This window comes from Anaerotignum lactatifermentans (assembly GCF_014982935.1).
GTDB lineage: Bacteria > Bacillota > Clostridia > Lachnospirales > Anaerotignaceae > Anaerotignum > Anaerotignum lactatifermentans.
The window spans coordinates 56,562-77,161 of the sequence record NZ_JADCKK010000004.1 but is presented as its reverse complement, the minus strand read 5'-3'; the positions used below and the strand labels follow the sequence as shown (position 1 = coordinate 77,161).

General features: G+C 47.0%; 21 protein-coding genes. 15 read left to right on the top strand and 6 right to left on the bottom strand.

The window, feature by feature from the left end:
* Window positions 1-19: 19 nt before the first annotated feature.
* The 6 genes from mnmE to rpmH form a co-directional block, all read right to left on the bottom strand.
* Entirely contained in the window at window positions 20-1,414 is a 1,395-nt protein-coding gene (gene mnmE / locus INF29_RS02030; protein WP_193484310.1) for a tRNA uridine-5-carboxymethylaminomethyl(34) synthesis GTPase MnmE, read from the bottom strand.
* An 82-nt stretch (window positions 1,415-1,496) separates the two neighbouring features.
* Complete coding sequence (gene jag, locus INF29_RS02025) at window positions 1,497-2,201, bottom strand: RNA-binding cell elongation regulator Jag/EloR (RefSeq protein ID WP_087988896.1); 705 nt, start codon at window positions 2,199-2,201, stop codon at window positions 1,497-1,499.
* A 3-nt stretch (window positions 2,202-2,204) separates the two neighbouring features.
* Entirely contained in the window at window positions 2,205-3,236 is a 1,032-nt protein-coding gene (locus INF29_RS02020) for a YidC/Oxa1 family membrane protein insertase (protein WP_191344035.1), read from the bottom strand.
* Between the two features lie 72 nt (window positions 3,237-3,308).
* Window positions 3,309-3,521 (bottom strand): membrane protein insertion efficiency factor YidD, encoded by a 213-nt coding sequence (gene yidD / locus INF29_RS02015; RefSeq protein ID WP_072848327.1) that lies wholly within the window; start codon window positions 3,519-3,521, stop codon window positions 3,309-3,311.
* 14 nt (window positions 3,522-3,535) lie between these two features.
* Window positions 3,536-3,892 carry a ribonuclease P protein component gene (rnpA, locus tag INF29_RS02010; protein WP_072848531.1) on the bottom strand — a complete coding sequence of 119 codons (357 nt, stop codon included), beginning with the start codon at window positions 3,890-3,892 and terminating at the stop codon, window positions 3,536-3,538.
* A 102-nt stretch (window positions 3,893-3,994) separates the two neighbouring features.
* Window positions 3,995-4,129 (bottom strand): 50S ribosomal protein L34, encoded by a 135-nt coding sequence (gene rpmH / locus INF29_RS02005; RefSeq protein WP_022253700.1) that lies wholly within the window; start codon window positions 4,127-4,129, stop codon window positions 3,995-3,997.
* A 928-nt stretch (window positions 4,130-5,057) separates the two neighbouring features.
* On the opposite strand from rpmH, the gene dnaA reads away from it, so the two are divergent.
* The 15 genes from dnaA (at window position 5,058) to INF29_RS01930 (ending at window position 20,542) form a co-directional block, all read left to right on the top strand.
* Window positions 5,058-6,386 (top strand): chromosomal replication initiator protein DnaA, encoded by a 1,329-nt coding sequence (dnaA, locus tag INF29_RS02000; RefSeq protein ID WP_022253699.1) that lies wholly within the window; start codon window positions 5,058-5,060, stop codon window positions 6,384-6,386.
* Window positions 6,387-6,669: 283 nt separating this feature from the next.
* Complete coding sequence (dnaN, locus tag INF29_RS01995) at window positions 6,670-7,773, top strand: DNA polymerase III subunit beta (protein ID WP_193484308.1); 1,104 nt, start codon at window positions 6,670-6,672, stop codon at window positions 7,771-7,773.
* 51 nt (window positions 7,774-7,824) lie between these two features.
* The gene (locus INF29_RS01990; RefSeq protein WP_193484306.1) at window positions 7,825-8,097 is read left to right on the top strand and encodes a hypothetical protein; all 273 of its coding nucleotides are present in this window, start codon (window positions 7,825-7,827) and stop codon (window positions 8,095-8,097) included.
* Window positions 8,098-8,139: 42 nt separating this feature from the next.
* The gene (locus INF29_RS01985; protein WP_193484305.1) at window positions 8,140-8,430 is read left to right on the top strand and encodes a hypothetical protein; all 291 of its coding nucleotides are present in this window, start codon (window positions 8,140-8,142) and stop codon (window positions 8,428-8,430) included.
* Window positions 8,431-8,455: 25 nt separating this feature from the next.
* Complete coding sequence (locus INF29_RS01980; protein WP_072848320.1) at window positions 8,456-8,674, top strand: RNA-binding S4 domain-containing protein; 219 nt, start codon at window positions 8,456-8,458, stop codon at window positions 8,672-8,674.
* Between the two features lie 25 nt (window positions 8,675-8,699).
* Window positions 8,700-9,266, top strand: a complete 567-nt coding sequence (locus tag INF29_RS01975) for a hypothetical protein (RefSeq protein ID WP_193484303.1) — start codon at window positions 8,700-8,702, stop codon at window positions 9,264-9,266.
* Window positions 9,267-9,282: 16 nt separating this feature from the next.
* Window positions 9,283-9,858, top strand: a complete 576-nt coding sequence (locus INF29_RS01970) for a hypothetical protein (RefSeq protein ID WP_193484301.1) — start codon at window positions 9,283-9,285, stop codon at window positions 9,856-9,858.
* A gap of 64 nt (window positions 9,859-9,922) precedes the next feature.
* Window positions 9,923-11,005 (top strand): DNA replication/repair protein RecF, encoded by a 1,083-nt coding sequence (recF, locus tag INF29_RS01965; RefSeq protein ID WP_087988891.1) that lies wholly within the window; start codon window positions 9,923-9,925, stop codon window positions 11,003-11,005.
* 334 nt (window positions 11,006-11,339) lie between these two features.
* Entirely contained in the window at window positions 11,340-13,241 is a 1,902-nt protein-coding gene (gyrB, locus tag INF29_RS01960) for a DNA topoisomerase (ATP-hydrolyzing) subunit B (protein WP_193484299.1), read from the top strand.
* Between the two features lie 22 nt (window positions 13,242-13,263).
* Window positions 13,264-15,804, top strand: a complete 2,541-nt coding sequence (gyrA, locus tag INF29_RS01955; RefSeq protein ID WP_193484297.1) for a DNA gyrase subunit A — start codon at window positions 13,264-13,266, stop codon at window positions 15,802-15,804.
* Between the two features lie 130 nt (window positions 15,805-15,934).
* Window positions 15,935-17,053: a hypothetical protein gene (locus INF29_RS01950; protein WP_072848308.1), complete on the top strand. Its 1,119-nt coding sequence runs from the start codon at window positions 15,935-15,937 to the stop codon at window positions 17,051-17,053.
* Window positions 17,050-17,877 (top strand): TPM domain-containing protein, encoded by an 828-nt coding sequence (locus INF29_RS01945; RefSeq protein WP_193484295.1) that lies wholly within the window; start codon window positions 17,050-17,052, stop codon window positions 17,875-17,877. Before INF29_RS01950 ends, INF29_RS01945 begins: the two co-directional genes overlap by 4 nt.
* A 200-nt stretch (window positions 17,878-18,077) precedes the next feature.
* Window positions 18,078-18,365 carry a hypothetical protein gene (locus INF29_RS01940; protein ID WP_193484294.1) on the top strand — a complete coding sequence of 96 codons (288 nt, stop codon included), beginning with the start codon at window positions 18,078-18,080 and terminating at the stop codon, window positions 18,363-18,365.
* A gap of 118 nt (window positions 18,366-18,483) precedes the next feature.
* Window positions 18,484-19,662: a CapA family protein gene (locus INF29_RS01935; RefSeq protein ID WP_193484292.1), complete on the top strand. Its 1,179-nt coding sequence runs from the start codon at window positions 18,484-18,486 to the stop codon at window positions 19,660-19,662.
* A gap of 151 nt (window positions 19,663-19,813) precedes the next feature.
* Window positions 19,814-20,542, top strand: a complete 729-nt coding sequence (locus INF29_RS01930; protein WP_072848299.1) for a FadR/GntR family transcriptional regulator — start codon at window positions 19,814-19,816, stop codon at window positions 20,540-20,542.
* The last annotated feature ends 58 nt before the right edge of the window (window positions 20,543-20,600 follow it).

The following is a 20,600-nucleotide window of genomic DNA, read 5'->3' as shown; positions in this document are numbered from 1 at the left end:
TGTTTCTACCTTCTTTCCTTTATTTTCCCAAACAGAATTTGGTGAAGATGCGGTCGATGATTTCCTCATCAGCCACATCGCCGGTGATTTCCCCTAATGCCCGGCTGGCGTCCTGCAAGTCCATGGAAATGAAATCCTCGGGCATACGGGTGCCAATGGTCACAAGGCAGCGTTCCATGGCTTCTTTTGCCTGATAAAGCGCATTTTTATGACGGGTATTGCCCAAGAGGGCGTCGTCTGCCGTTGCGGTCTGACCGCTGAAGAACAATGTCTTGATGGCGTCAATGAGGGCATCAAAACCAGTGTTTTCTTTGACGGAAACGAACAGAATCTGTTCCTTTGGCACGAACTGTTCCAGTTCTTCCAGAGAAAGTTTCTGTTCCAAATCAGATTTATTCAGCATAACGATGCTGTGTTTTCCATCAATGAAGGACAAAATTTCTCTATCCTCTGCTTCCAGTGGACGGGAGGCATCCAGCATCATGAGAATCAGGTCTGCCTGTTCCGCATAGGCTTTGGATTTTTCCACGCCCATTTTTTCCACCACGTCCCCTGTTTCACGGATACCTGCGGTGTCTACGATTTTGACGGGGATGCCGTCGATGTTGATATATTCCTCTACGGTATCACGAGTGGTACCGGGAATGTCTGTAACGATGGCGCGGTCTTCTTCCAAGAACCAGTTCAAGAGAGAGGATTTGCCTACGTTTGGTTTCCCAACGATAACAGTCTGCAAGCCCTCCCGGAGGATTTTCCCTCTGTCTGCCCCTGCCAGAAGTTTTTCCATGCGGGCAAGGAGTTTCTTTGCGCCCTGCTCCATGGAATCGTAAGTTTCTTCTTCGATGTCGTAATCTGGATAGTCAATGACAGCTTCGATGGAAGCGATCATGTCGATGATTTCCTGACGCATCTGACGGACTTCTGTTTTCAGTCTGCCTTCCAGCTGATTCACAGCCGCCTGACGGGACAGCTCTGTTTTGGACTGAATCAGGTCAATGATGGCTTCCGCCTGGGTCAGGTCGATACGACCGTTGAGGAAGCCACGTTTTGTGAATTCGCCCGGTTCTGCCAGTCTGGCGCCAGCATTGAGCAGTGCCTGCAAGACACGCTGAGTCACCAAAAAGCCGCCGTGGCAGTTCACTTCCACGATATCTTCTTTTGTATAGGTATGAGGGGCTTTCATGACAGAAACCAGCACTTCGTCAATGACTTCCCCGTCGGGACCGTCGGTGATCTTCCCATAGGAAAGGGTGTGACTGGGTTTTTCCGTCAGTTTCTTTTTGCCCTGGAAAATGGTGTCCGCCAAAGCGATGCAGCCATTCCCGCTCATGCGGACGATGCCGATGCCGCCGCTGCCCAGTGGTGTGGAGATGGCAGCAATGATGTCGTCCAGAAAATTTGCCTGCTGCAGCATAGATAAATCCCCTTTCTTTTCTCATATCTGTAGAAAAAGGCGTCCGCAGGGTATCCCCTTTGGTCGCCTTCTTTTGTAAAGTTTATGCTTCTGCTTTTTCCATTCTTTCCGCTCTTTCGTGTCTTTCGCCCCGTTCCATTTTTCTGGAATCTTTGGGCTGACCGTTTTTGCCTTTCAGGGCAATGACCACATTACGGAAAGGTTCTTTCCCTTCACTGAATGTTGTCACATAGCGGTCATTCTGCAATGCGGAATGAATGATTCTTCTTTCATAAGGGTTCATAGGTTCCAGCACCACATTTTTTCTGGTGTGTTTTACCTTTTTCGCCAGGTTGAACGCCAGTGTTTCCAGTGTTTCTTTTCTTCTCTGGCGGTAGTTTTCTGTATCCAGCATGACGCTGATGTAAGACGCACTGTTTTTGTTCACAACCAGATTTACCAGGTACTGCAGAGCGTCCAGTGTCTGACCTCTTTTACCGATGAGAATCCCCATATCGTCACCAGTCAGGTCAACCAGCAGGTGTTTATCCTGCATTTTTGTTTCGATTTTGATGATCAGTCCCATGGACAGGAATACTTCGCGCAGGAAGTTTTCTGCCGCTTTTTCGGGATTGAAGTTTTTCTTTACCAGTACAACGGCATCTTTGCCGCCGAACATGCCCAGAAAGCCTTTGGAGCCTTCTTCAATAACGGTAATGGTGACCTCGTCTTTTTCCGCCTGCAGTTCTGCCAGTGCAGCTGCAACGGCTTCGTCGATGGTCTTACCGGATTTTCTGATTTCGTCCATTTCTTACAACGCCCCCTCAGCCAGTTTCTTTTTGTAGAATTTCTGCAGGAAAATCTGCTGCAAAATACCGAAGATGTTACTGATTGTCCAGTATACGCCCAGACCTGCAGGAACCTGCAGACAGAAGAATGCCATCATGATGGGCATGAAATACAGCATCATTTTGTTCATGCTCTGTGTCATGGCTGCTGCCTGATCGTTTTCCGCACTTGCGGTGGTGTTCATCAGGGATGTCATGACTTTAGACTGCAGGAATGTGGTCACACCTGCCACAATGGGCACAATAATGCTAGGGAAACTCAGACCACACTTACTTACCAGCGGAATGGTCAGGAATGTTTCGATATTGTTTTTGGTATCCAGCAGAGGCAGCAGTGCGTTGCCGCTGTCACCCAGTGTAGCCAAAATGGTGTTCCAGTCGTCTGCTTTGATATTTGCTACCAGCATAACAACGTCATTGACATTGCTCAGGTCAATGGTGCCCAGATTTTTATAAGTATCTACCAGATCCTGTGCAAAAGGTGTGAAGGCTTCCATACGCAGCGCCGCGGGAATCTGGATGATGGCGTTGGCGATGTCTGTGTAGTTGTTGCCGATGACATCAACGTAAACATAAGCGTTCTGGAAGATGTAGTACAGTGCGTACAGGATAGGAAGCTGGATCAGCATAGGCAGGCAGCCGCCCATAAGGTGTACGCCGTTTTTCTTCTGGAAGTCCTGCAATTCCAGCGCCATTCTCTGCTGAGACATGGTGTCGGTCTTGCCTTTGTATTTATCTCTGATTTTGTTCATCTCCGGCTGAAGCTGCTGCATCTTAAAGGAAGACTTCTGCTGCTTCATCATCAGAGGGAACAAGATAAGTTTCACGATTAAGGTAAAAACGATGATGGCAATCCCCAGCGCACCTGCACTGACACTGCCGTAAATGCCGTTAAAGAGCATGTTATAGATTTTGCCAAGAACGATGGCAATGGGTTCGAAAATACCCGGTTCTCGCACCATACGCATGGTGGACAACAACATCAATTCATTCACTTTTTTGCCTCCTTACAACACCAAACATGAGAATTTTTCTGCACTTTTCATCAGCGCAATCAAACAAAAAAATCAAGGCACCGGATCATAGCCGCCTTCATGAAAAGGATGGCACTTCAATAACCGCCGCACCGCAAGATAGCCGCCCTTTAAGGCACCATACTTCTGGATGGCTTCATAGGCGTATCTGGAACAGGTGGGGGTAAAACGGCAATGGGGCCCGATATAAGGGGAGATCCCCAGCTGATACAAACGAATGAGAAACAAAAATACTTTTTTTACCATACGAACATATCATCTCACTTTTTTTCCGCTTCCTCCGGGCAGAAGAAATTATGTTTTTTCATCAAATGACGCAGAGAATCCCGCACTTCCCAATAAGAAGCCTCATTGCAGGATACACGGGCAATGACCACGATGTCATAGCCACGCTTCAGCTCTGCTTCCATACTGCGGTAGCTTTCCCGGATCAGGCGGGTCACATGGGAGCGGACAACACTCTTGCCGACTTTTTTGCTGACGGAAATGCCCAGACGGTTTTCCGCCGTGCCGTTTTTGATGATATACATCACCAGACGGCGATTGGCAAAAGATCTGCCCTTATGATATACATAGCGAAACTGAAAATTCTTTTTCAGGGATTGTGTAAAAAGCATGGTCATCCAGCTCCCTTCCCGATTTGCCTAAAAAAATTTTTTCCAATGACGAACAAAAGGCCACATTCTGCGGCCTTAATTTACTCTTGGTATCATCGAAAATTATGCGGACAGTACTTTTCTGCCTTTTCTTCTTCTTGCAGCCAGCACTTTTCTGCCGTTTGCAGTTCTCATTCTTTTTCTGAAGCCGTGTTCTCTGCTTCTCTGTCTTTTCTTGGGCTGAAATGTCATTTTCATTGCACATGCACCTCCTTTGTCCTTGCAGGGTTTTAACGCCCTTTTTACGAGCACTGCTACTATTATAGTGAAAAAGCAAGTCCCCGTCAAGAAAAAAATATCCGCTACAAGGGGAATTTACGGCTTTTTTTCCATTTTCCACAAAAAATTGTACGAAAATCCATACCAAAAAAAAGTACATTTGGAACTCTTTGGGACTTTTTGTTCTATATATTGTAATTAACCCGATTTTTTCTCTGTGTTCTGATTTTGTAAAAAATACAGAAAAAATATGGACTATCAAAAAACGGACTGCTGTTTTTGTGTGATTTTCCGTTTTTTTGACAAAAAAATCACAAGTTGTGCCATTTGCTTTTTTGGTGAAAATCTGACTTTTCCACAATTCAGTCCATTTTTTCATTGCGGTTGTGGATAACTTTTGTTATACTGAAAGACAGAATCAAAATGAGATGTGCCTCCGCGGCAGGCAGCTGTCTTGACGTACCGAATACCAAAAGGGAAACAGAGAGCTGTTTTTTTGTCTGAAAATTTGCCGAAAAAAACCGTCCTGCATTGGCGGAACTTGGAAAAAAGGGGCTCCCTTTGACGACAGCGGCAGGATTTTTGTCCTTTTTTTCAGCTATTCCACAATTTCCACGCCTTGTTTCGGAAAGTTATCCACAAGCTGTTGATAACCCTGTGTATAACTTTTGTGAGCTGTGGATTTTCTGCGGATGAAAAAAATATGATTTGCATCAAAAGACCGAAATATCTATTTTTTCGGGATTGTGTAAAACATCGGGACTGTTTTTCCACACCGCTGTGTATAAAAAGCAAAATGTGTTGTCCATACACAGGGAAAAAACAGGGGACTGTGGGCAAACCAATGGGTTATCCACAGCATTTTGCATCGGATTTTTGAAAAAGAAATGTAATAGGAGGATTGTTTATGGACATCAACCAATCTTGGAACGCGGCTTTGAAGCTCATCGAACAGGAAATTTCCTCATCCATCGGTTTTGAAACATGGATTCTGCCCATTGTGCCTGTGGGCATCGACGGCAGCCGTTTTCTGCTGCAGGTCAGTGACAACGTATGCAAGGAAATTCTGGAAAAACGTCATCTGACCCTCATCCGCAGCGCTCTGAAGAACGTGACGGGCATCAATTACGACATCGTCATCCTGACCGAAGGGGAAAAAACTCCCGTCCATACCACAGCAGAAGTGAAAAAAGAAGAAAGCGGCGATGTGGCGCGGAATCTGAATCCCAAATATGTATTCAGCTCTTTCGTGGTGGGCAACAGCAACCGTATGGCTCACGCGGCATCCCTTGCCGTTGCGGAATCTCCCGCAAAAGCCTACAACCCTTTATTTTTGTACGGAAACTCCGGTCTGGGCAAAACCCACCTGATGCATTCCATCGCACACTTTATATTGGATAAGAATCCGGCGGCAAAGGTGCTCTATGTAACCAGCGAAACCTTCACCAACGAGCTGATCCTGTCCATTCAGAACAACAAAAACGAGGAATTCCGCAACAAATATCGGAACATTGACGTGCTGCTCATCGACGATATTCAGTTTATTTCCAAAAAAGAAGGGACACAGGAAGAATTTTTCCATACATTTAATGCGCTGTATGAATCCAACAAACAGATCATCATTTCTTCCGACCGTCCGCCCAAGGAAATCAAAACACTGGAAGACCGTCTGCGCAGCCGTTTCGAATGGGGCCTCATCGCAGATATTCAGCCCCCTGACTACGAAACAAGAATTGCCATCCTGCGGAAAAAAGCAGATCGTGACAACCTCCATGTGCCCGACGAAGTCATGGCCTACATCGCGAAGAATATCGTATCCAACATCCGTGAACTGGAAGGGGCACTGACCCGCATCGTGGCTTACGCAACCCTGACAAATCAGGAAATCACACTGGCGCTGACAGAAAAAACCCTGCGGGATGTTTACAGCGAAAACGCCCAGGCGCCTCTGACACCACAGCTCATTCAGGAGATTGTGGCAAGACGCTACAACATCAGCGTAGAGGACATTCAGGGCAACAAAAAGCCCAAAAACATCGCCTTTCCCAGACAGGTATCCATGTACCTGTGCCGGAAATTATTAGACATTTCCCTGCCGAAAATCGGCGAAAGCTTCGGCGGCAGAGATCATACCACCGTCATCCATGGCATTTCCAAAATCGAAAAGCAGATGGAAAATGACGAAGCACTGAAAAATACCATCATGGAACTGGAAAAAGAGATCAAAGAACGGTAAAAAAGGCAGTCGCAACCTGTGGATAAGTCTGTCCCCATGGGGCTGTGAAATTCCTTGGGACAGGCTGTGGATAAATGGAGGGGAAAATAGACCCCTGTGGAAAGTGTTTATAAGCAGGGGAGTTGTCCTTGGCTTTTCCACATGGTTGTCCCTCGGTGGTTTTTCCCATGATTTCAAGGAAAAATGGGGTTTTCCACAGTTTCCACACCCTCTACTGCTACTGCTACGAACCAAATTCTATTATTCTATCCATGCACTGTGAACAAAAAGGAGATGTGTATAAATGAAACTCATGTGCGGCAAAGAAACCTTGCTGAACTTCATCAATATCGTGAACAAGGCTGTCTCCTCCAGAACAACACTTCCCATTTTGGAATGTATTCTGCTGACAGCAGACCAAAGAGGCTTCACTATGACAGCCAATAATCTGGAACTGGGTATCCAGACTGCATCCATTGATGCAGATGTACTGGAAAAAGGCGAAATCGCCATTGAAGCAAAAATCTTCCATGAGATTATCCGTCGTTTGAACGGCGATACTGTCACACTGGAAACCGATGAGAAAAACAGCATCACCATCACTGGCGGTACTTCCCGTTTTACCATCATGGGGCAGAGCGGCGACGATTTCCCTGCACTGCCTGATGTGGTACAGGAAGAAGCTTATACTTTGGGACAGAATGAACTGCGTAACCTCATCCGTCAGACCATTTTCTCCATTTCTCAGGAATCTACCAAACAGATCCTCACTGGGGAACTGTTCGAAATGAAAGAAAACGCACTCCAGGTGGTTTCCATCGACGGCTACCGCATTTCTTTCCGCAAAAGCCCTCTGGAACATGACTTTACAGAAAAGAGCGTTGTGGTTCCCGGCAAAACTTTGACAGAACTGACAAAAATCCTTTCTCAGGAAGACGAAGATAAGGTGCATCTGTATTTTACAGATAAACACGTGCTCTTCGATCTGGGCATGGCAACCATGGTTTCCCGTTTGCTGGAAGGGGAATATGTCAGCTATGAAAATAACTTTACAGAAGATTTCAAAACAAAGATCATCATTGATACAAATGAATTGATTCAGGCACTGGAACGCGCGTCTTTGGTTTCCAGAGATAACCGTAAAACACCTGTGCGTCTGGAATTGAAACCCAATGTATTGGTCATCACAGCAAGAAGTGATATGGGCACCGCTTATGAAGAAGTGCCGAACGAAACAGACGGCGACGAAATGCAGATTGCTTTCAATCCTCGTTATTTGATTGAAGCCCTGCGTGCTATCGACGATGAAAAAGTGGCAATCCGTTTCACCGGATCTCTCAGCCCTTGTACCATCGTGCCGCTGGAAGGCAAGGCTTATCAGTATCTGATCCTGCCTTTGCGTATGTGATGAAAATCAAATAAAGAGAAGCAATAATCATAGACTGAAAGGAGTTCATACATGTATATGATCATGCGTGCTGTGCAGATCTTGGCACTGGTTGTATTTTTGTGGGGCAGCGCCAATGATAACGCACGGAATCTTGTTGGCAATGGTGCGCCCATTCTGGTTTGGGGAAGTTTTGCCGTAATGATCATTGCGGCTTATCTGGGTGCGAAAGTGCGCCAGAACAGCGGCGCGGTGACAAAAGAACAGACCATGGCGGAAAATAAACGCTCCATCATTTTGATGGCTGTGATTGTCATCGCTGTAATCATCATGTGGATTTTGTAATTTTCGGAACGGATTGCAGATAAACGGAAAGGGGCTTCGTTTATGTATATTGTACTGCGGATATTGCAGATTGCCGCATTGGTGGTGTTTTTGTGGGGCAAGTCCAACAACAATGCGGAACATTTGATGGGGGCAGGTGGACCTTTCCTGGTTTGGGGAAGTTTTGCGGTGATGATCATCGCATCCTATCTGTCGAGAAAAGAATATCTGAAAACCCATGAGGTGACACAGGAACAGATGCAAGCTGGAAATCGCCGTTCCTGGATTCTTGTGGTGGTGATTCTTCTGGCGGCAGCGGCATTGACTGCTGTGCAGTTTTTCATGAAAGAATGATTTTTTGCGGAAAGGAGTGGAAATCATGGATAAAGTCTATATTCATACAGAGTATATCAAACTCCAGCAGGTGCTGAAGCTGGCAGGGCTCATCGATCAGGGCTCTGATGTGAAAGTATTTCTGGCAGACGGCGTTGTCTATGTCAATGGGGTCATGGCAACGGAACGGGGCAAAAAAATCCGCCCCGGTGATGTGGTGGAAGTCGAAGGCATTGGGAAAGTAGAGGTTGTGGCAGAAGACTGATTTTTCTGGGAAAGGGGCATGTCCTATGGAAAAAAACAATCTGAAACCTTTGATTTTATGCGCGGTATTCCTTATCATCGCTGTCATTGGCTGTACCTTTTGGACAAAATGGCAGAATCGCCCTCTTTTGGGAAACACCGATGAGGAAATTTGCGAAACCATTGACCGCGTGGGGAGAGGACGGAAGGCGGAAATTGATCTGAAACACGTAGAGGATGGGGAAGTTGACGGATATACTTACCGCTGCGTCTTTTATGAGAGCGTAGAAAATGAGGATTATCCCCAGTTGGTCATGTTCCGGCAGGATGAAGATGGGAATTTTCTATGGTATGAAGGTAAGCTTTCTCGTTTTAGTCATGTTTACGCTATGCCAGACCCGCCGGATACCCAGGTTGATGTATATCGCTTTTCTCTGGAAGAAGAGTTCTATTATTTCTGTTATGTGACCGGGGAAGATGTGGCTTACCTTACGGACGAAGCGGGAAATGCCTACCCGGTGGGAGAAGAACGCCCGGCGTTTCTGACTTTCCTGTCTTACTGGGATAATATATATACGGAATACCTGGATGCGGAAGGCAATCCTTTGTGGTAAAGGGGGGCGAAGCTTCATGAGAAAATATGTGATTTTGGCAGTGCTCCTTTTGGCGGCAGGGATACTGTTTTTTCTGGGAAAGCCCAAACTGCTGGGCAATGACCGAGAGCAGATACAGGAAAGCATTGCGGCTTTTCACGAAGTACAGCCGGAGGAAATCCAGTTAGAGCTGGTGCAGGATGCGGAAGAACAGGGCGAAACTTATCGCTTTGCTGTTTACATGCGGAGAGACAAGAAAGAAGACCGTGACTGGGAAGAAGATTGGGATTTTCCCTATCTGGCAGTATTCCAGCAGCGGCGAAACGGGGATTTCGTGAAGATGCAGTACAACGGTGACCGTTACTGGCTTTCCCGTTCCTGGGAACGCTTTGCCTATGGCATTCAGGATAAGTATTACGTCTATGATGTGCCGGGCCCGGAAGGGCGGTGTCAGTTTGTGTATGTCATGGACGAGAATGTAGCAGTCTTGCGAAAAGAGAAAACAGGAGAAGTCTATGAGATTACAGACCATCCTTTTTTGATTCCCTTTTTGCCTTATGATGATGGCAGAGGCTTTATAGCAGAAGATGGGGCAGGCAACCGCATTGCATAAACCCAAAACCCCTATGCATGGGTATTATGCATAATTTATAATTATAATAAAAAGGTGCATATTTATGTATATTAAAGAAGTATCTTTACAGGGGTTCCGCAATCTGGAACCCCTCCATATTGCGCCTACAGCAGGCATGAATCTGTTTTATGGCGATAACGCACAGGGGAAAACCAATTTTCTGGAATCCCTTTATTTTTGTGCCTTGGGACGCTCTCTACGGGGCAGAAGCGAGCAGCAGCTCATTGCCTTTGGGGAGGAAGAAAGCCATATCCGCTTGGAAGTCATGCGGAAAAACAGGGGTGACCGTATCGACGTCCACCTGAAACGGGACGAGAAAAAAGGCATTGCCGTCAACGGCATTCCTGTGAAAAAAATGGGGGAATTGTTCGGCACCCTTTACGCTGTCATATTCTCGCCCGAGGATTTATCTCTCATCAAAGACGGCCCGGCGGAGCGCAGACGGTTTTTGGATATGGAGCTGAGCCAGATCAGCAACGTGTATTTTTATGACCTTCAGCAGTATTATCGTGTGCTGAAACAGCGGAACAATCTGCTGAAAGAAATCAAGGTGAAGCCGGCTTTGGCAGACACCCTTTTCGTCTGGGATGAACAGCTTATTGAGCGAGGCGAGCGGATCATGGCTGTCAGAGCCAAATTTTTAGCCCGTCTGGACGAAATAGCCGCCCAGAGGCATGAAATATTGACGGGAGGCAAAGACTGCCTGAAAACGGAATATAAGCCAAATTGCGAGGGGGGCAGTCTGCGGGAGAAGCTGGAGCGGAGTTTAGACCGGGATATTTACACCGGTTCCACCAACGCAGGTCCTCACAAAGACGACATCCTTTTTCTGGTCAACGGAAAAGATGTGAAGCAGTTCGGCTCTCAGGGGCAGCAGCGGACAACGGCCCTTTCGGCCAGACTTGCGGAAATCGAGCTGATTCGGGAGGAAACGGGCGAAAGTCCCGTACTGCTGTTGGATGACGTTCTGTCGGAACTGGACGGCAAGCGGCAGAAATACCTTATGGAAAGTATTGAAGGCTTGCAGGCATTTTTGACCTGCACCGGCATCGAGGATGCTGTCCGCAGTTATTTGAGCAGGGAAAACCTGTTTTATGTGAAAAACGGAAAAATCGGCAAGAAATGATCTCTCTGTCATTGTTCTTGGGAACGGGCAGAGGGATTTTTTTATGTTTCGATTTGTGATAAAACAATTTGGAAAATTTTCCGCAAAAATTCTTTTGCTAGAAAAGACAGTTTGTCCGCGTCAGAAGGAATTTCTGTTTTTTTACCCAAAATCCATAATTAAGGTTAGAAGCCATTGGAAATAATACATAAAAATGGCTGTTTTCCTTGAAAAATCAATGTTTTTATGATATAATACCACTATGATTTACCGGATGCAGGAACATCCGATTTTTTTGGGGCAATTTTTCCTGAAAATCTGGGAAATTGCCAAGATTATGTGAGGAGAGGAAAATATGTCAGCAGAATATAATGAAAGCCAAATCCAGGTCTTAGAAGGTCTGGAAGCGGTGCGCAAACGCCCGGGCATGTATATCGGCTCCACCAGTGAAAAGGGGCTCCACCATCTGGTATACGAAATCGTGGATAATGCCGTGGACGAAGCCCTGGCAGGCTTCTGTACAGAAATCACTGTTACCATCCACCCCGACAACTCCATTTCTGTATTGGATAACGGTCGTGGTATCCCTGTGGGTATCCACCACCAGAAAGGCATTTCCGCTTTGGAGGTTGTATTCACCATACTGCATGCAGGCGGTAAATTCGGCGGCGGCGGATACAAAGTATCTGGCGGTCTGCACGGTGTAGGTGCGTCCGTTGTAAACGCCCTGTCCACATGGCTCTATGTCAACGTCTATACCGACGGCAAAATCTATGAACAGAAATACGAAAGAGGCAATGTCCTTTGCCCTGTTCACGAAATCGGCACCACAGACAAACACGGTACCTTCGTTCATTTCCTGCCTGACCCGGAAATTTTTGAAGAAACGGTGTTTACCTATGATGTTCTGAAACAGCGACTGAGAGAAACTGCTTTCCTCACAAAAGGTCTGAAAATCAACCTTATCGACCTGCGGGAAGGCAAGGAACAGGAACGCTCCTTCCACTACGAAGGCGGCATCAAGGAATTTGTTGCGTATATCAACAAAAGCCGTCAGCCTCTTTATGACAATATTTTCTACGCTACCGGCGAAAAGGACGGCGTGCTGGTGGAAGTGGCTTTCCAGCATAACGACGGCTACACAGAAAATATCTTTACGTTCGTGAATAACATCAACACCCCCGATGGCGGTACCCATCTGGTGGGCTTCAAATCCGGTCTGACCAAGACCATCAACGATTACGGCAAAAAAATCGGCATCATCAAGGATTCCGACAAAAAACTTTCTGGCGATGACGTGCGAGAAGGCATGACAGCCGTTGTCAGCATCAAAGTGGGTGACCCGCAGTTTGAAGGCCAGACAAAGGCAAAACTGGGCACCAGCGAGGCAAAAGGTGCCGTAGAAGCCGTTTTGAGCGAATATTTGACCTATTTCCTGGAAGAAAACCCGGCAGTGGGTAAAATCATCATCGAAAAAGGTCTTATGGCTTCCAGAGCCCGTGACGCTGCCAGAAAGGCAAGAGAACTTGTCCGCCGCAAAACCGGTCTGGAAAATACCCGTATGCCAGGCAAGCTCACAGACTGCACCAGCCGCGACCCTTACGAATGCGAAATCTATATTGTCGAAGGGAATTCCGCGGGCGGTTCTGCCATCAAGGCCCGTGACCCCAAAACACAGGCCATCCTGCCTCTGCGGGGTAAAATTTTGAACGTGGAAAAAGCAAGACTGGACAGAATCCTCAACAGTGAGGAAATCCGCAATATGATTACCGCTTTTGGCACTGGCATTTCTGAGGATTTTGACATTGAAAAACTCCGTTATCATAAAATCGTTATCATGACCGATGCCGACGTGGACGGTGCTCATATCCGTACACTGCTTCTGACATTCTTCTATCGCTATATGCCCCAGCTCATCGAGGAAGGCAAGGTATATATCGCACAGCCCCCTCTGTATCGGGTAGAGAAGAACAAAAAGCATTATTACGTCTATGACGATGCCCAGCTGGAAGAACTGTATAAAGAAATCGGCAGAGATAACATCAAAGACGTACAGCGGTACAAAGGTCTGGGTGAAATGGACTATGACCAGCTCCGAGACACCACCATGGCAGTGGAACACCGTATTTTGAAAAAAGTTGACATCAGCGACGCCCTTTTGGCAGATGAAATCTTCAGCATGCTCATGGGGGACAGTGTGGAACCCAGACGGGAATTTATCGAGGAAAACGCGCAGTATGCGGAAATGGACTTCTGATGAAAGGGATTGAGGTGAAACCATGAGTGAAGTAAACAACGAGATGGATAAGGTCGTTTCCATAGACATCAACGAGGAAATGAAAAAGTGCTATATCGACTACGCCATGAGCGTTATCGTAGCCAGAGCACTGCCCGATGTCCGTGACGGTCTGAAGCCTGTACAGAGAAGAATTCTCTACTCCATGAACGAAATGAATCTGGAGCCCAATAAACCCTATAAAAAGTCCGCCCGTATCACTGGTGATACCATGGGTAAATATCACCCCCACGGCGACAGCTCCATCTATCAGGCAATGGTGCGTATGGCACAGAATTTCTCTATGCGTTATATGCTGGTAGACGGTCACGGGAACTTTGGCTCCATTGACGGCTACGGCGCAGCGGCAGCCCGTTACACCGAAGCCCGTATGTCCAAGGTGGCAGCAGCCATGCTGGCGGACATCGAAAAAGATACGGTGGATTTTGTGCCAAACTACGACGAAACGGAAAAAGAACCTGTGGTTCTGCCTGCAAGAATTCCAAACCTGCTGGTGAACGGTTCCTCAGGTATCGCCGTTGGTATGGCAACAAATATCCCCCCTCATAATCTGGGAGAAGTCATCGACGGTCTGACCGTCATGATAGATAATAAAATCAATGGCAAAGAAACCGATGTGGAAGAACTGATGGAATATATCAAAGGTCCTGACTTCCCCACCGGCGCCACCATTCTGGGTAAAAGCGGCATCCGCGCCGCATACCGCACAGGCAGAGGTAAAATCCTTGTGCGTTCCACAGCGGAAATCCAGCCCATGGGCAACGGCAGAGAAAAGATCGTCGTAACGGAAATCCCTTATATGGTCAATAAACTCCGTTTGATTGAAAAGATTGCCGAACTGGTCAAAGAAAAACGTGTGGACGGCATCAGCGATTTGTACGACGCTTCCGCCGGCGATGATATTCAGATCATCATCGAACTGAAAAAAGACGTAAACGCGAACGTTATCTTGAATCAGCTTTATAAATATACCCAGCTGCAGGAAAGCTTCGGCGCCATCATGATTGCTCTGGTAAACGGCAAGCCTGCGGTGCTGAATCTCCAGCAGATGTTGTCTGAATACCTGAAACATCAGGAAGAAGTGGTGACCCGCCGGACAAAATTCAATCTGGATAAGGCGGAAAAACGTGCGCATATTCTGGAAGGGCTGCGTATCGCCATTTCCAATATCGACGAAGTTATCCGTATCATCCGTACCAGCTACGATGATGCAAAGGAACGTTTGATGGAACGCTTTGGTCTGTCTGAAATTCAGGCACAAGCCATTCTGGAAATGCAGCTGCGCAGACTGCAGGGACTGGAACACGAAAAAATCGACGCGGAATATAAAGATTTGCAGGAAAAAATCGCTTATTATAAATCCCTGCTGGCGGACGAAGCCAAACTCCTTGGCGTGATCCGCGATGAAATGCAGGATATCAAAAATAAATACGCAGACCCCCGCCGTACCCAGCTGGTGGCAAACCCCGGCGAAATCGACGTGGAAGACCTCATTGACGAGGAAACATGCGTATTTACACTGTCTAACCTGAACTATGTAAAACGGACACCTCTCATGACTTATAAGAGCCAGAACCGTGGCGGACGTGGTATCGTTGGCATGCAGACAAGGGATGAGGACTTCGTGAAAGACCTGTTCCTTTGCTCCACCCACGACACTATCCTGTTCTTCACAGACCATGGCAGAGTGTACCGTCTGAAAGGCTACGAAGTGCCGGAAGCAGGCAGAACCGCAAGGGGTATGGCCATCGTGAACCTGCTGGAAATCGCTCCCGATGAATCTGTCACAGCGGTGATTCCTGTGAAGGAATTTAGAGAAGACCGTTATCTGGTGATGCTCACAAAACAGGGTCTGATCAAGAAAACAGATATGGCAAGCTACAGCAATATCCGCAAAGGCGGTTTGATTGCCATCAACCTGCGGGAAGACGATAGCTTGATTTCCGTTATGACCACCGAAGGGGAAGACGAAATTCTGGCAGCAACCAGAAATGGCATGGGCATCCGTTTCAGCGAAAAAGATGTGCGTCCCATGGGCAGAACAGCCACCGGCGTGAAAGCCATCTCCCTGAGAGAAGGAGATTATCTGGTTTCCGCTGTGAAAATGAGCCCCACAGCCAAAGTCCTCAACGTAACGGAAAAAGGCTTCGGCAAACGGACGGTGCCTGATGAATTCAAGGTGCAGTACCGCGGCGGTATGGGTGTGAAGATCCATCAGCTTACAGAAAAAACAGGACTGCTCACCGGCGTTTTGATGCTGGAAGAAAATGAAGAAATCATGCTCATCACTTCCGAAGGTGTTATCATCCGACTGCGGGGAGCGGATATTTCCACCATCGGCAGAGTTTCACAGGGTGTGAAACTGATGAATCTGGATGAAGGCGTCAGCGTGGTAGGCATTGCCAAAATCACTGAGGACGATATCGAATCCGAGGAAGAAGAATTGGCAGAACTGGCGGAAAAAGAGGCAGAAGCGGCTGCGGAAAACGAAGAAATCACCGTTTCTGAAGATACAGAAGCATAAAAGAGAATCAAAAAAATAGATACGGGGCGGAAAGACAGATTTCCGCCCTGTTTTGTTTCCCAAAAAGGAAAAACGGCAGAAAAGTCGAAAAAATCTCTTATACCCAAATGAAAAAAAGGAGGGAATCATCATGGCAGAAGGCATCACCTATCTTTGCCCCGGCTGCGGCGCATATCTGCGCTATGACGGCGGACAGGGCAAATGGGTTTGTGATTATTGTGATTCATCATATACCAAAGAGGAATTGGAACAGCGAGGCGCAAAAACCGAAAACAGCGGCTATACCGTCAGCTCCGGTGACAGCGGCAAGACGGAAACCGTGGATTTTGCCTGTGAGGAAAATGTGGCAGAAGGCAAGGATCAGGAACATCTCAGGGCATACAGCTGCCCCAACTGCGGCGCGGAAATCGTGACCGATGACGTAACAGCGGCGACTTTCTGCGTGTTCTGCGGCAATCCTACCGTAAACCCCCAGCAGTTCAGCGGAAAATATCATCCTTCCGCTATGATCCCCTTTGCAACGGATAAAAAACAGGCACAGGAAGCCTTTCTGAAGCTGTGTAAGGGCAAAAAACTCCTGCCCAAGGGTTTTACCTCCCAGCAGCGTCTGGAGAAAATCACAGGGGTTTATGTGCCTTATTGGCTCTTTGACTGCAAAGCGGACTTCGATTACCACGCAACTGGGGAAAATCACCTGATCTGGAGCGATGGGGATTATGATTATACCAAAACAGATCTGTTCCATATCCATCGGGCAGGGACCATGGATTTTGAAAATATCCCTCTGGATGCTTCGGAAAATATGGAGGATGCCCTCATGGATGCGCTGGAACCCTTTGATTTTACCAAGGTGGAACCCTTTGATATGCGGTACCTCAGCGGTTATCTGGCGGAAAAATACACTTATGAGCCAAAAGACCTCTTTGAACGTATGAAAGATCGTGTTTCCAGAGGCATCGAAAATCGCGCTTCGGAAGAAGGCAGACGGTATGATGTGGTACATAGCGTACAGTGCAACACAAACTATAAATCCGACCATCAGGCATATTTGCTGCTGCCTGTGTGGATGCTGGTAAGCAATTTTAAAGGCAAGAAATATCTCTTTGCCATGAACGGACAGACAGGGAAAATTGTTGGGGAACTGCCCTGTGATACAGGTCGCAGTGTCACCTGGTTCCTGCTGATCTTCGTCATTGTATTTGTGGTTGCCTTTCTGCTGGTATGGCTGATTGGAGGTGTCATGGCATGAGAAAAACAGGTTTGGTATGTTTGTTGACCCTGATTCTTTGTTTCACGGGCAGCCTGACAGCTTTTGGTCGTATGGAAGGCCATGTGTTCGATGAAGCGGGATTGTATACCCAAGAGGAAGCGGCAGACCTGACTTCCCGGGCAGAAGCCATTGGGGAAACCTATGGGATGGATGTGCTGTTTTTGACCACCACAGATACCCAAGGTCTGGAAGCCAGAGAATACGCGGCACAGTTCTTTTTGGACGGGGATTTTGGTTATGGCGCGGAAAAAGACGGTATTGTGTTCATCATCGACATGGGAGGCAGAGATGCCCAGATGGTCACTTCCGGCGAAGGCATCCGTATTTTCACCGATTATTACATCGATAAAATCTGGAATGAAGTGCAGCCGATCCTTTCCGAAGGGGCGTATTACGATGCCATGTCCACATTCCTGACAGATGTGGAATATTACTGCGGGGAATATCAGAAATATCTGGCAAACCCCGAAGCCTACCAGTCTGAATACCAAAAAGAACAGGAAAGCCGGAATATCGTCCTTTATGTGGGCATTTCTCTGATTTTTGCCCTCATTATGGCTGGGGTTTCTGTGGTGTTCATGCGCAAAGGGCATAATAACGTGAAATCCTTCACCGACGGCAGAGCCTATCTGAAGGAAAATGGTGTAAATTTCCGTGTGAACCAGGATTCCTTTGTGACCACTCACACCACCAGAAAACGTATCATCAAAAATGAGGACAACAATAACAATTCTTGGGGAGGCGGCTCCTCTACCTTTTCCAGCGGCGGTCATAACTTTGGCGGTGGCGGCGGAAAATTCTAAATATCACAGGTTGTGAAAATAATTCACAAAACTGCTGCTTTTTTCATAAAAAGGCGGCAGTTTTTTTTGTTTGCCTGACAACTGGAAGAAAATGTAAGAAATAAACAAAGAAATGAAAAGAAAATCAGATTTTTTGTTGAAAATAATCAAATGCGGTGGTATGATAGCTATAAACCCAATGAAACAGGAGGAGAAAAGGCATGTTAGGTTTTTTATATGATCTGGGCTGCACATTTACGCTTTTTGTGTTGGTGGTGTTTATGGAAGGGGTCATTGCCACCAGAAAAAATGCAAAATGGACAGGTCTTATCCTGTCTGCGGTGCTGCTGATCATCTCTGTTTTTGTGGGGGCATATATGCACGATTTGGGCGCGTTCCTGTTTTTGCTCATTCCTGTGGTCTTGTGTCTGGCGGCGTATTTTTTCTCCAGACATCAGGTGAAAAAAGGCAAAATTACGCCTACCATCAAGGAACAAATGAAAGATTGATGGGGAGAAAAAAAGGGAGCCTGTCTGCTCCTTTTTTTGTGGGAAAAATACTGTGAGAAAGCGAAAAATATAGTATACTGGCTGTAATACAAATTGTCGAAGTAAAGGGGGTTTTGTCATGAAAAAACGGTGGATGCTGCTGGCAGCGGCGTTCCTGCTCTGCGGCTGCGGCGGGGCAAAGGCGGAATATACGGCAGAGGCAGGCACTGCGGAGCCTGTGGTGAAGGAAGTCACCATGGCGGTTGTGGGGGATATCATGGTTCATGATTACCAGTACGAGGAAGCCTATGACCCGGCAACGGGAACTTATGACTTCATGCATAATTTTCAGGATGTGAAGCGGTACTTCGAGGGCTATGACTTCGTTATCGGCAATCTGGAATTGACCTTCGGGGGACCGGACAAAGAATACGCTTCTTTCCCTTGCTTTAATACGCCGGACAGCTTTCTGGATGCGGTGAAAGACGCGGGATTCAATCTGCTGACCACTGCCAATAACCACAGCATGGATACGGGAGAAGCGGGCCTGAAACGCACCATTGCCCAGCTGGATGCCTATGATATCGACCATGTGGGCACCTACGCTTCTCAGGAGGCAAGAGATACCATTTATACCAAGGAAGTCAATGGCATCACATTTGCCTTTGTATCGGCTACCTACGGCACCAATGGGATTCCTGTGCCGGAAGATTATCTGGTGAACCACATTGACGATGCCCTTATGGCTGACATCACAAAAGCCCAGGAATTGGCGGACGTTGTGGTGGTGCTGCCTCATATGGGCAATGAGTACGAAACAGTGCCCAATGATATTTTCGTGGAATGGGCAGACAGTATGTTTGCAGCCGGCGCAGATATTGTGCTGGCAAGCCATCCCCATGTGCTCCAGCGGATGGAATACCGTCAGGTGGACCATGGCGACGGCGTCCATGACGGCTTCATCATTTATTCTCTGGGGAATTTCATTTCCTCTCAGACAACACCTCCCAGAAACGCTTCCATTGTGCTCCATCTGACTGTGGAACAGGTGGCGGACAATCCGGCGGAAGTGAAGGAAGTTTCTTTTGTGCCCATTTGGACCCAGTTCCGCAATGCCAATGACCAGAATCATTTCGTTGTGCGCAGTGTTTATGAGATGCTCACACTGCCGGAAGAAGAACGGTATCAGGTGGTGCGCCCAAAGGATTATGAACGCCTGAAGGAAATTCATGAGGAAACAGCCTGCTTCCTTTTGGACAAAAATATCCCTCTGGAACAGATTCAGGACGAATATGTGTTTCCCAAGGAAATAGATTAATTAAAAATGCAGTTTCCCTTGTGAAAATGGTATAAAGTTTCGGGAAAGTCCGCGGAAAGACTTGCGGGAAGTTGACAGCGGTGCTAAAATAATATGGAACGTACAAAAGAGAAAATGAATAAAAATACAGAAAATGTAAGGAGGAAGCGGCATGGGGCGTGATTATTTGATGGAACAGGCGGAATACCTGAAAAAAGACCTGGGAAAACACAATATTTCACAGACACTGTTCCAAAGATTAAAAGAATTGATTATAGAAGGAAAGCTCCCTGCGGGCTATATGATGCCAAATGAAAACATTGTCAGCGAGATGCTGGGGGTGGGCAGAAGCACTTTGCGGGAAGCCTATACAGCACTGGCAGTTTTCGGCTTTATCCGCCGCTCAAAGGCAGGTACATTCGTCAATGAAATCGATAATATCGTCAACATTGCGCCTTTTAGCATCACGGTGGAAAATTCCGACCTGAATGATTTGTTGGAATTTAGGTATATGCTGGAAGGGGAAACAGCAAGTTACGCGGCAAAACGTGCCACAGCAGAGGATATTGCACAGCTGACCCATTGCTATGAGAAAATGATTGCTTACCGCAATGATGTGAACCTGTTCGTAGATTATGACTCTATGTTCCATATGCAGGTTTCTGCGGCAACACATAATAAACTGCTGATCAGTACCATGATCGCGGCGAAGGAATCTTTTGAAAAAGGCATCCGCCTTGCCATGCGGGAGTCTTTGACACAGAATCCCAGAGTGATTGACGTGACCATCGAACTGCATGGGAAAATTCTGGAAGCCATCAAAAACGGCGATTATCAGACAGCATATTCCGCTATGCGGGAACATATTTCCTATGTAAATCTGACAGTAAAATACGGTTGATAGAGAACTTTGCCGGCAGGAAAAAATTTCTGCCGGTTTTTTTAAAAAAGTGCTTGAC

Excerpts from the sequence above, each read along its gene's own strand:
- mnmE (WP_193484310.1), bottom strand. The coding sequence starts at position 1,414 with ATGCTGCAGCAGGCAAATTTTCTGGACGACATCATTGCTGCCATCTCC.
- jag (WP_087988896.1), bottom strand. The coding sequence starts at position 2,201 with ATGGACGAAATCAGAAAATCCGGTAAGACCATCGACGAAGCCGTTGCA.
- yidD (WP_072848327.1), bottom strand. The coding sequence starts at position 3,521 with ATGGTAAAAAAAGTATTTTTGTTTCTCATTCGTTTGTATCAGCTGGGG.
- rnpA (WP_072848531.1), bottom strand. The coding sequence starts at position 3,892 with ATGCTTTTTACACAATCCCTGAAAAAGAATTTTCAGTTTCGCTATGTA.
- rpmH (WP_022253700.1), bottom strand. The coding sequence starts at position 4,129 with ATGAAAATGACATTTCAGCCCAAGAAAAGACAGAGAAGCAGAGAACAC.
- dnaA (WP_022253699.1), top strand. The coding sequence starts at position 5,058 with ATGGACATCAACCAATCTTGGAACGCGGCTTTGAAGCTCATCGAACAG.
- dnaN (WP_193484308.1), top strand. The coding sequence starts at position 6,670 with ATGAAACTCATGTGCGGCAAAGAAACCTTGCTGAACTTCATCAATATC.
- INF29_RS01990 (WP_193484306.1), top strand. The coding sequence starts at position 7,825 with ATGTATATGATCATGCGTGCTGTGCAGATCTTGGCACTGGTTGTATTT.
- INF29_RS01985 (WP_193484305.1), top strand. The coding sequence starts at position 8,140 with ATGTATATTGTACTGCGGATATTGCAGATTGCCGCATTGGTGGTGTTT.
- INF29_RS01980 (WP_072848320.1), top strand. The coding sequence starts at position 8,456 with ATGGATAAAGTCTATATTCATACAGAGTATATCAAACTCCAGCAGGTG.
- INF29_RS01975 (WP_193484303.1), top strand. The coding sequence starts at position 8,700 with ATGGAAAAAAACAATCTGAAACCTTTGATTTTATGCGCGGTATTCCTT.
- INF29_RS01970 (WP_193484301.1), top strand. The coding sequence starts at position 9,283 with ATGAGAAAATATGTGATTTTGGCAGTGCTCCTTTTGGCGGCAGGGATA.
- recF (WP_087988891.1), top strand. The coding sequence starts at position 9,923 with ATGTATATTAAAGAAGTATCTTTACAGGGGTTCCGCAATCTGGAACCC.
- gyrB (WP_193484299.1), top strand. The coding sequence starts at position 11,340 with ATGTCAGCAGAATATAATGAAAGCCAAATCCAGGTCTTAGAAGGTCTG.
- gyrA (WP_193484297.1), top strand. The coding sequence starts at position 13,264 with ATGAGTGAAGTAAACAACGAGATGGATAAGGTCGTTTCCATAGACATC.
- INF29_RS01950 (WP_072848308.1), top strand. The coding sequence starts at position 15,935 with ATGGCAGAAGGCATCACCTATCTTTGCCCCGGCTGCGGCGCATATCTG.
- INF29_RS01945 (WP_193484295.1), top strand. The coding sequence starts at position 17,050 with ATGAGAAAAACAGGTTTGGTATGTTTGTTGACCCTGATTCTTTGTTTC.
- INF29_RS01940 (WP_193484294.1), top strand. The coding sequence starts at position 18,078 with ATGTTAGGTTTTTTATATGATCTGGGCTGCACATTTACGCTTTTTGTG.
- INF29_RS01935 (WP_193484292.1), top strand. The coding sequence starts at position 18,484 with ATGAAAAAACGGTGGATGCTGCTGGCAGCGGCGTTCCTGCTCTGCGGC.
- INF29_RS01930 (WP_072848299.1), top strand. The coding sequence starts at position 19,814 with ATGGGGCGTGATTATTTGATGGAACAGGCGGAATACCTGAAAAAAGAC.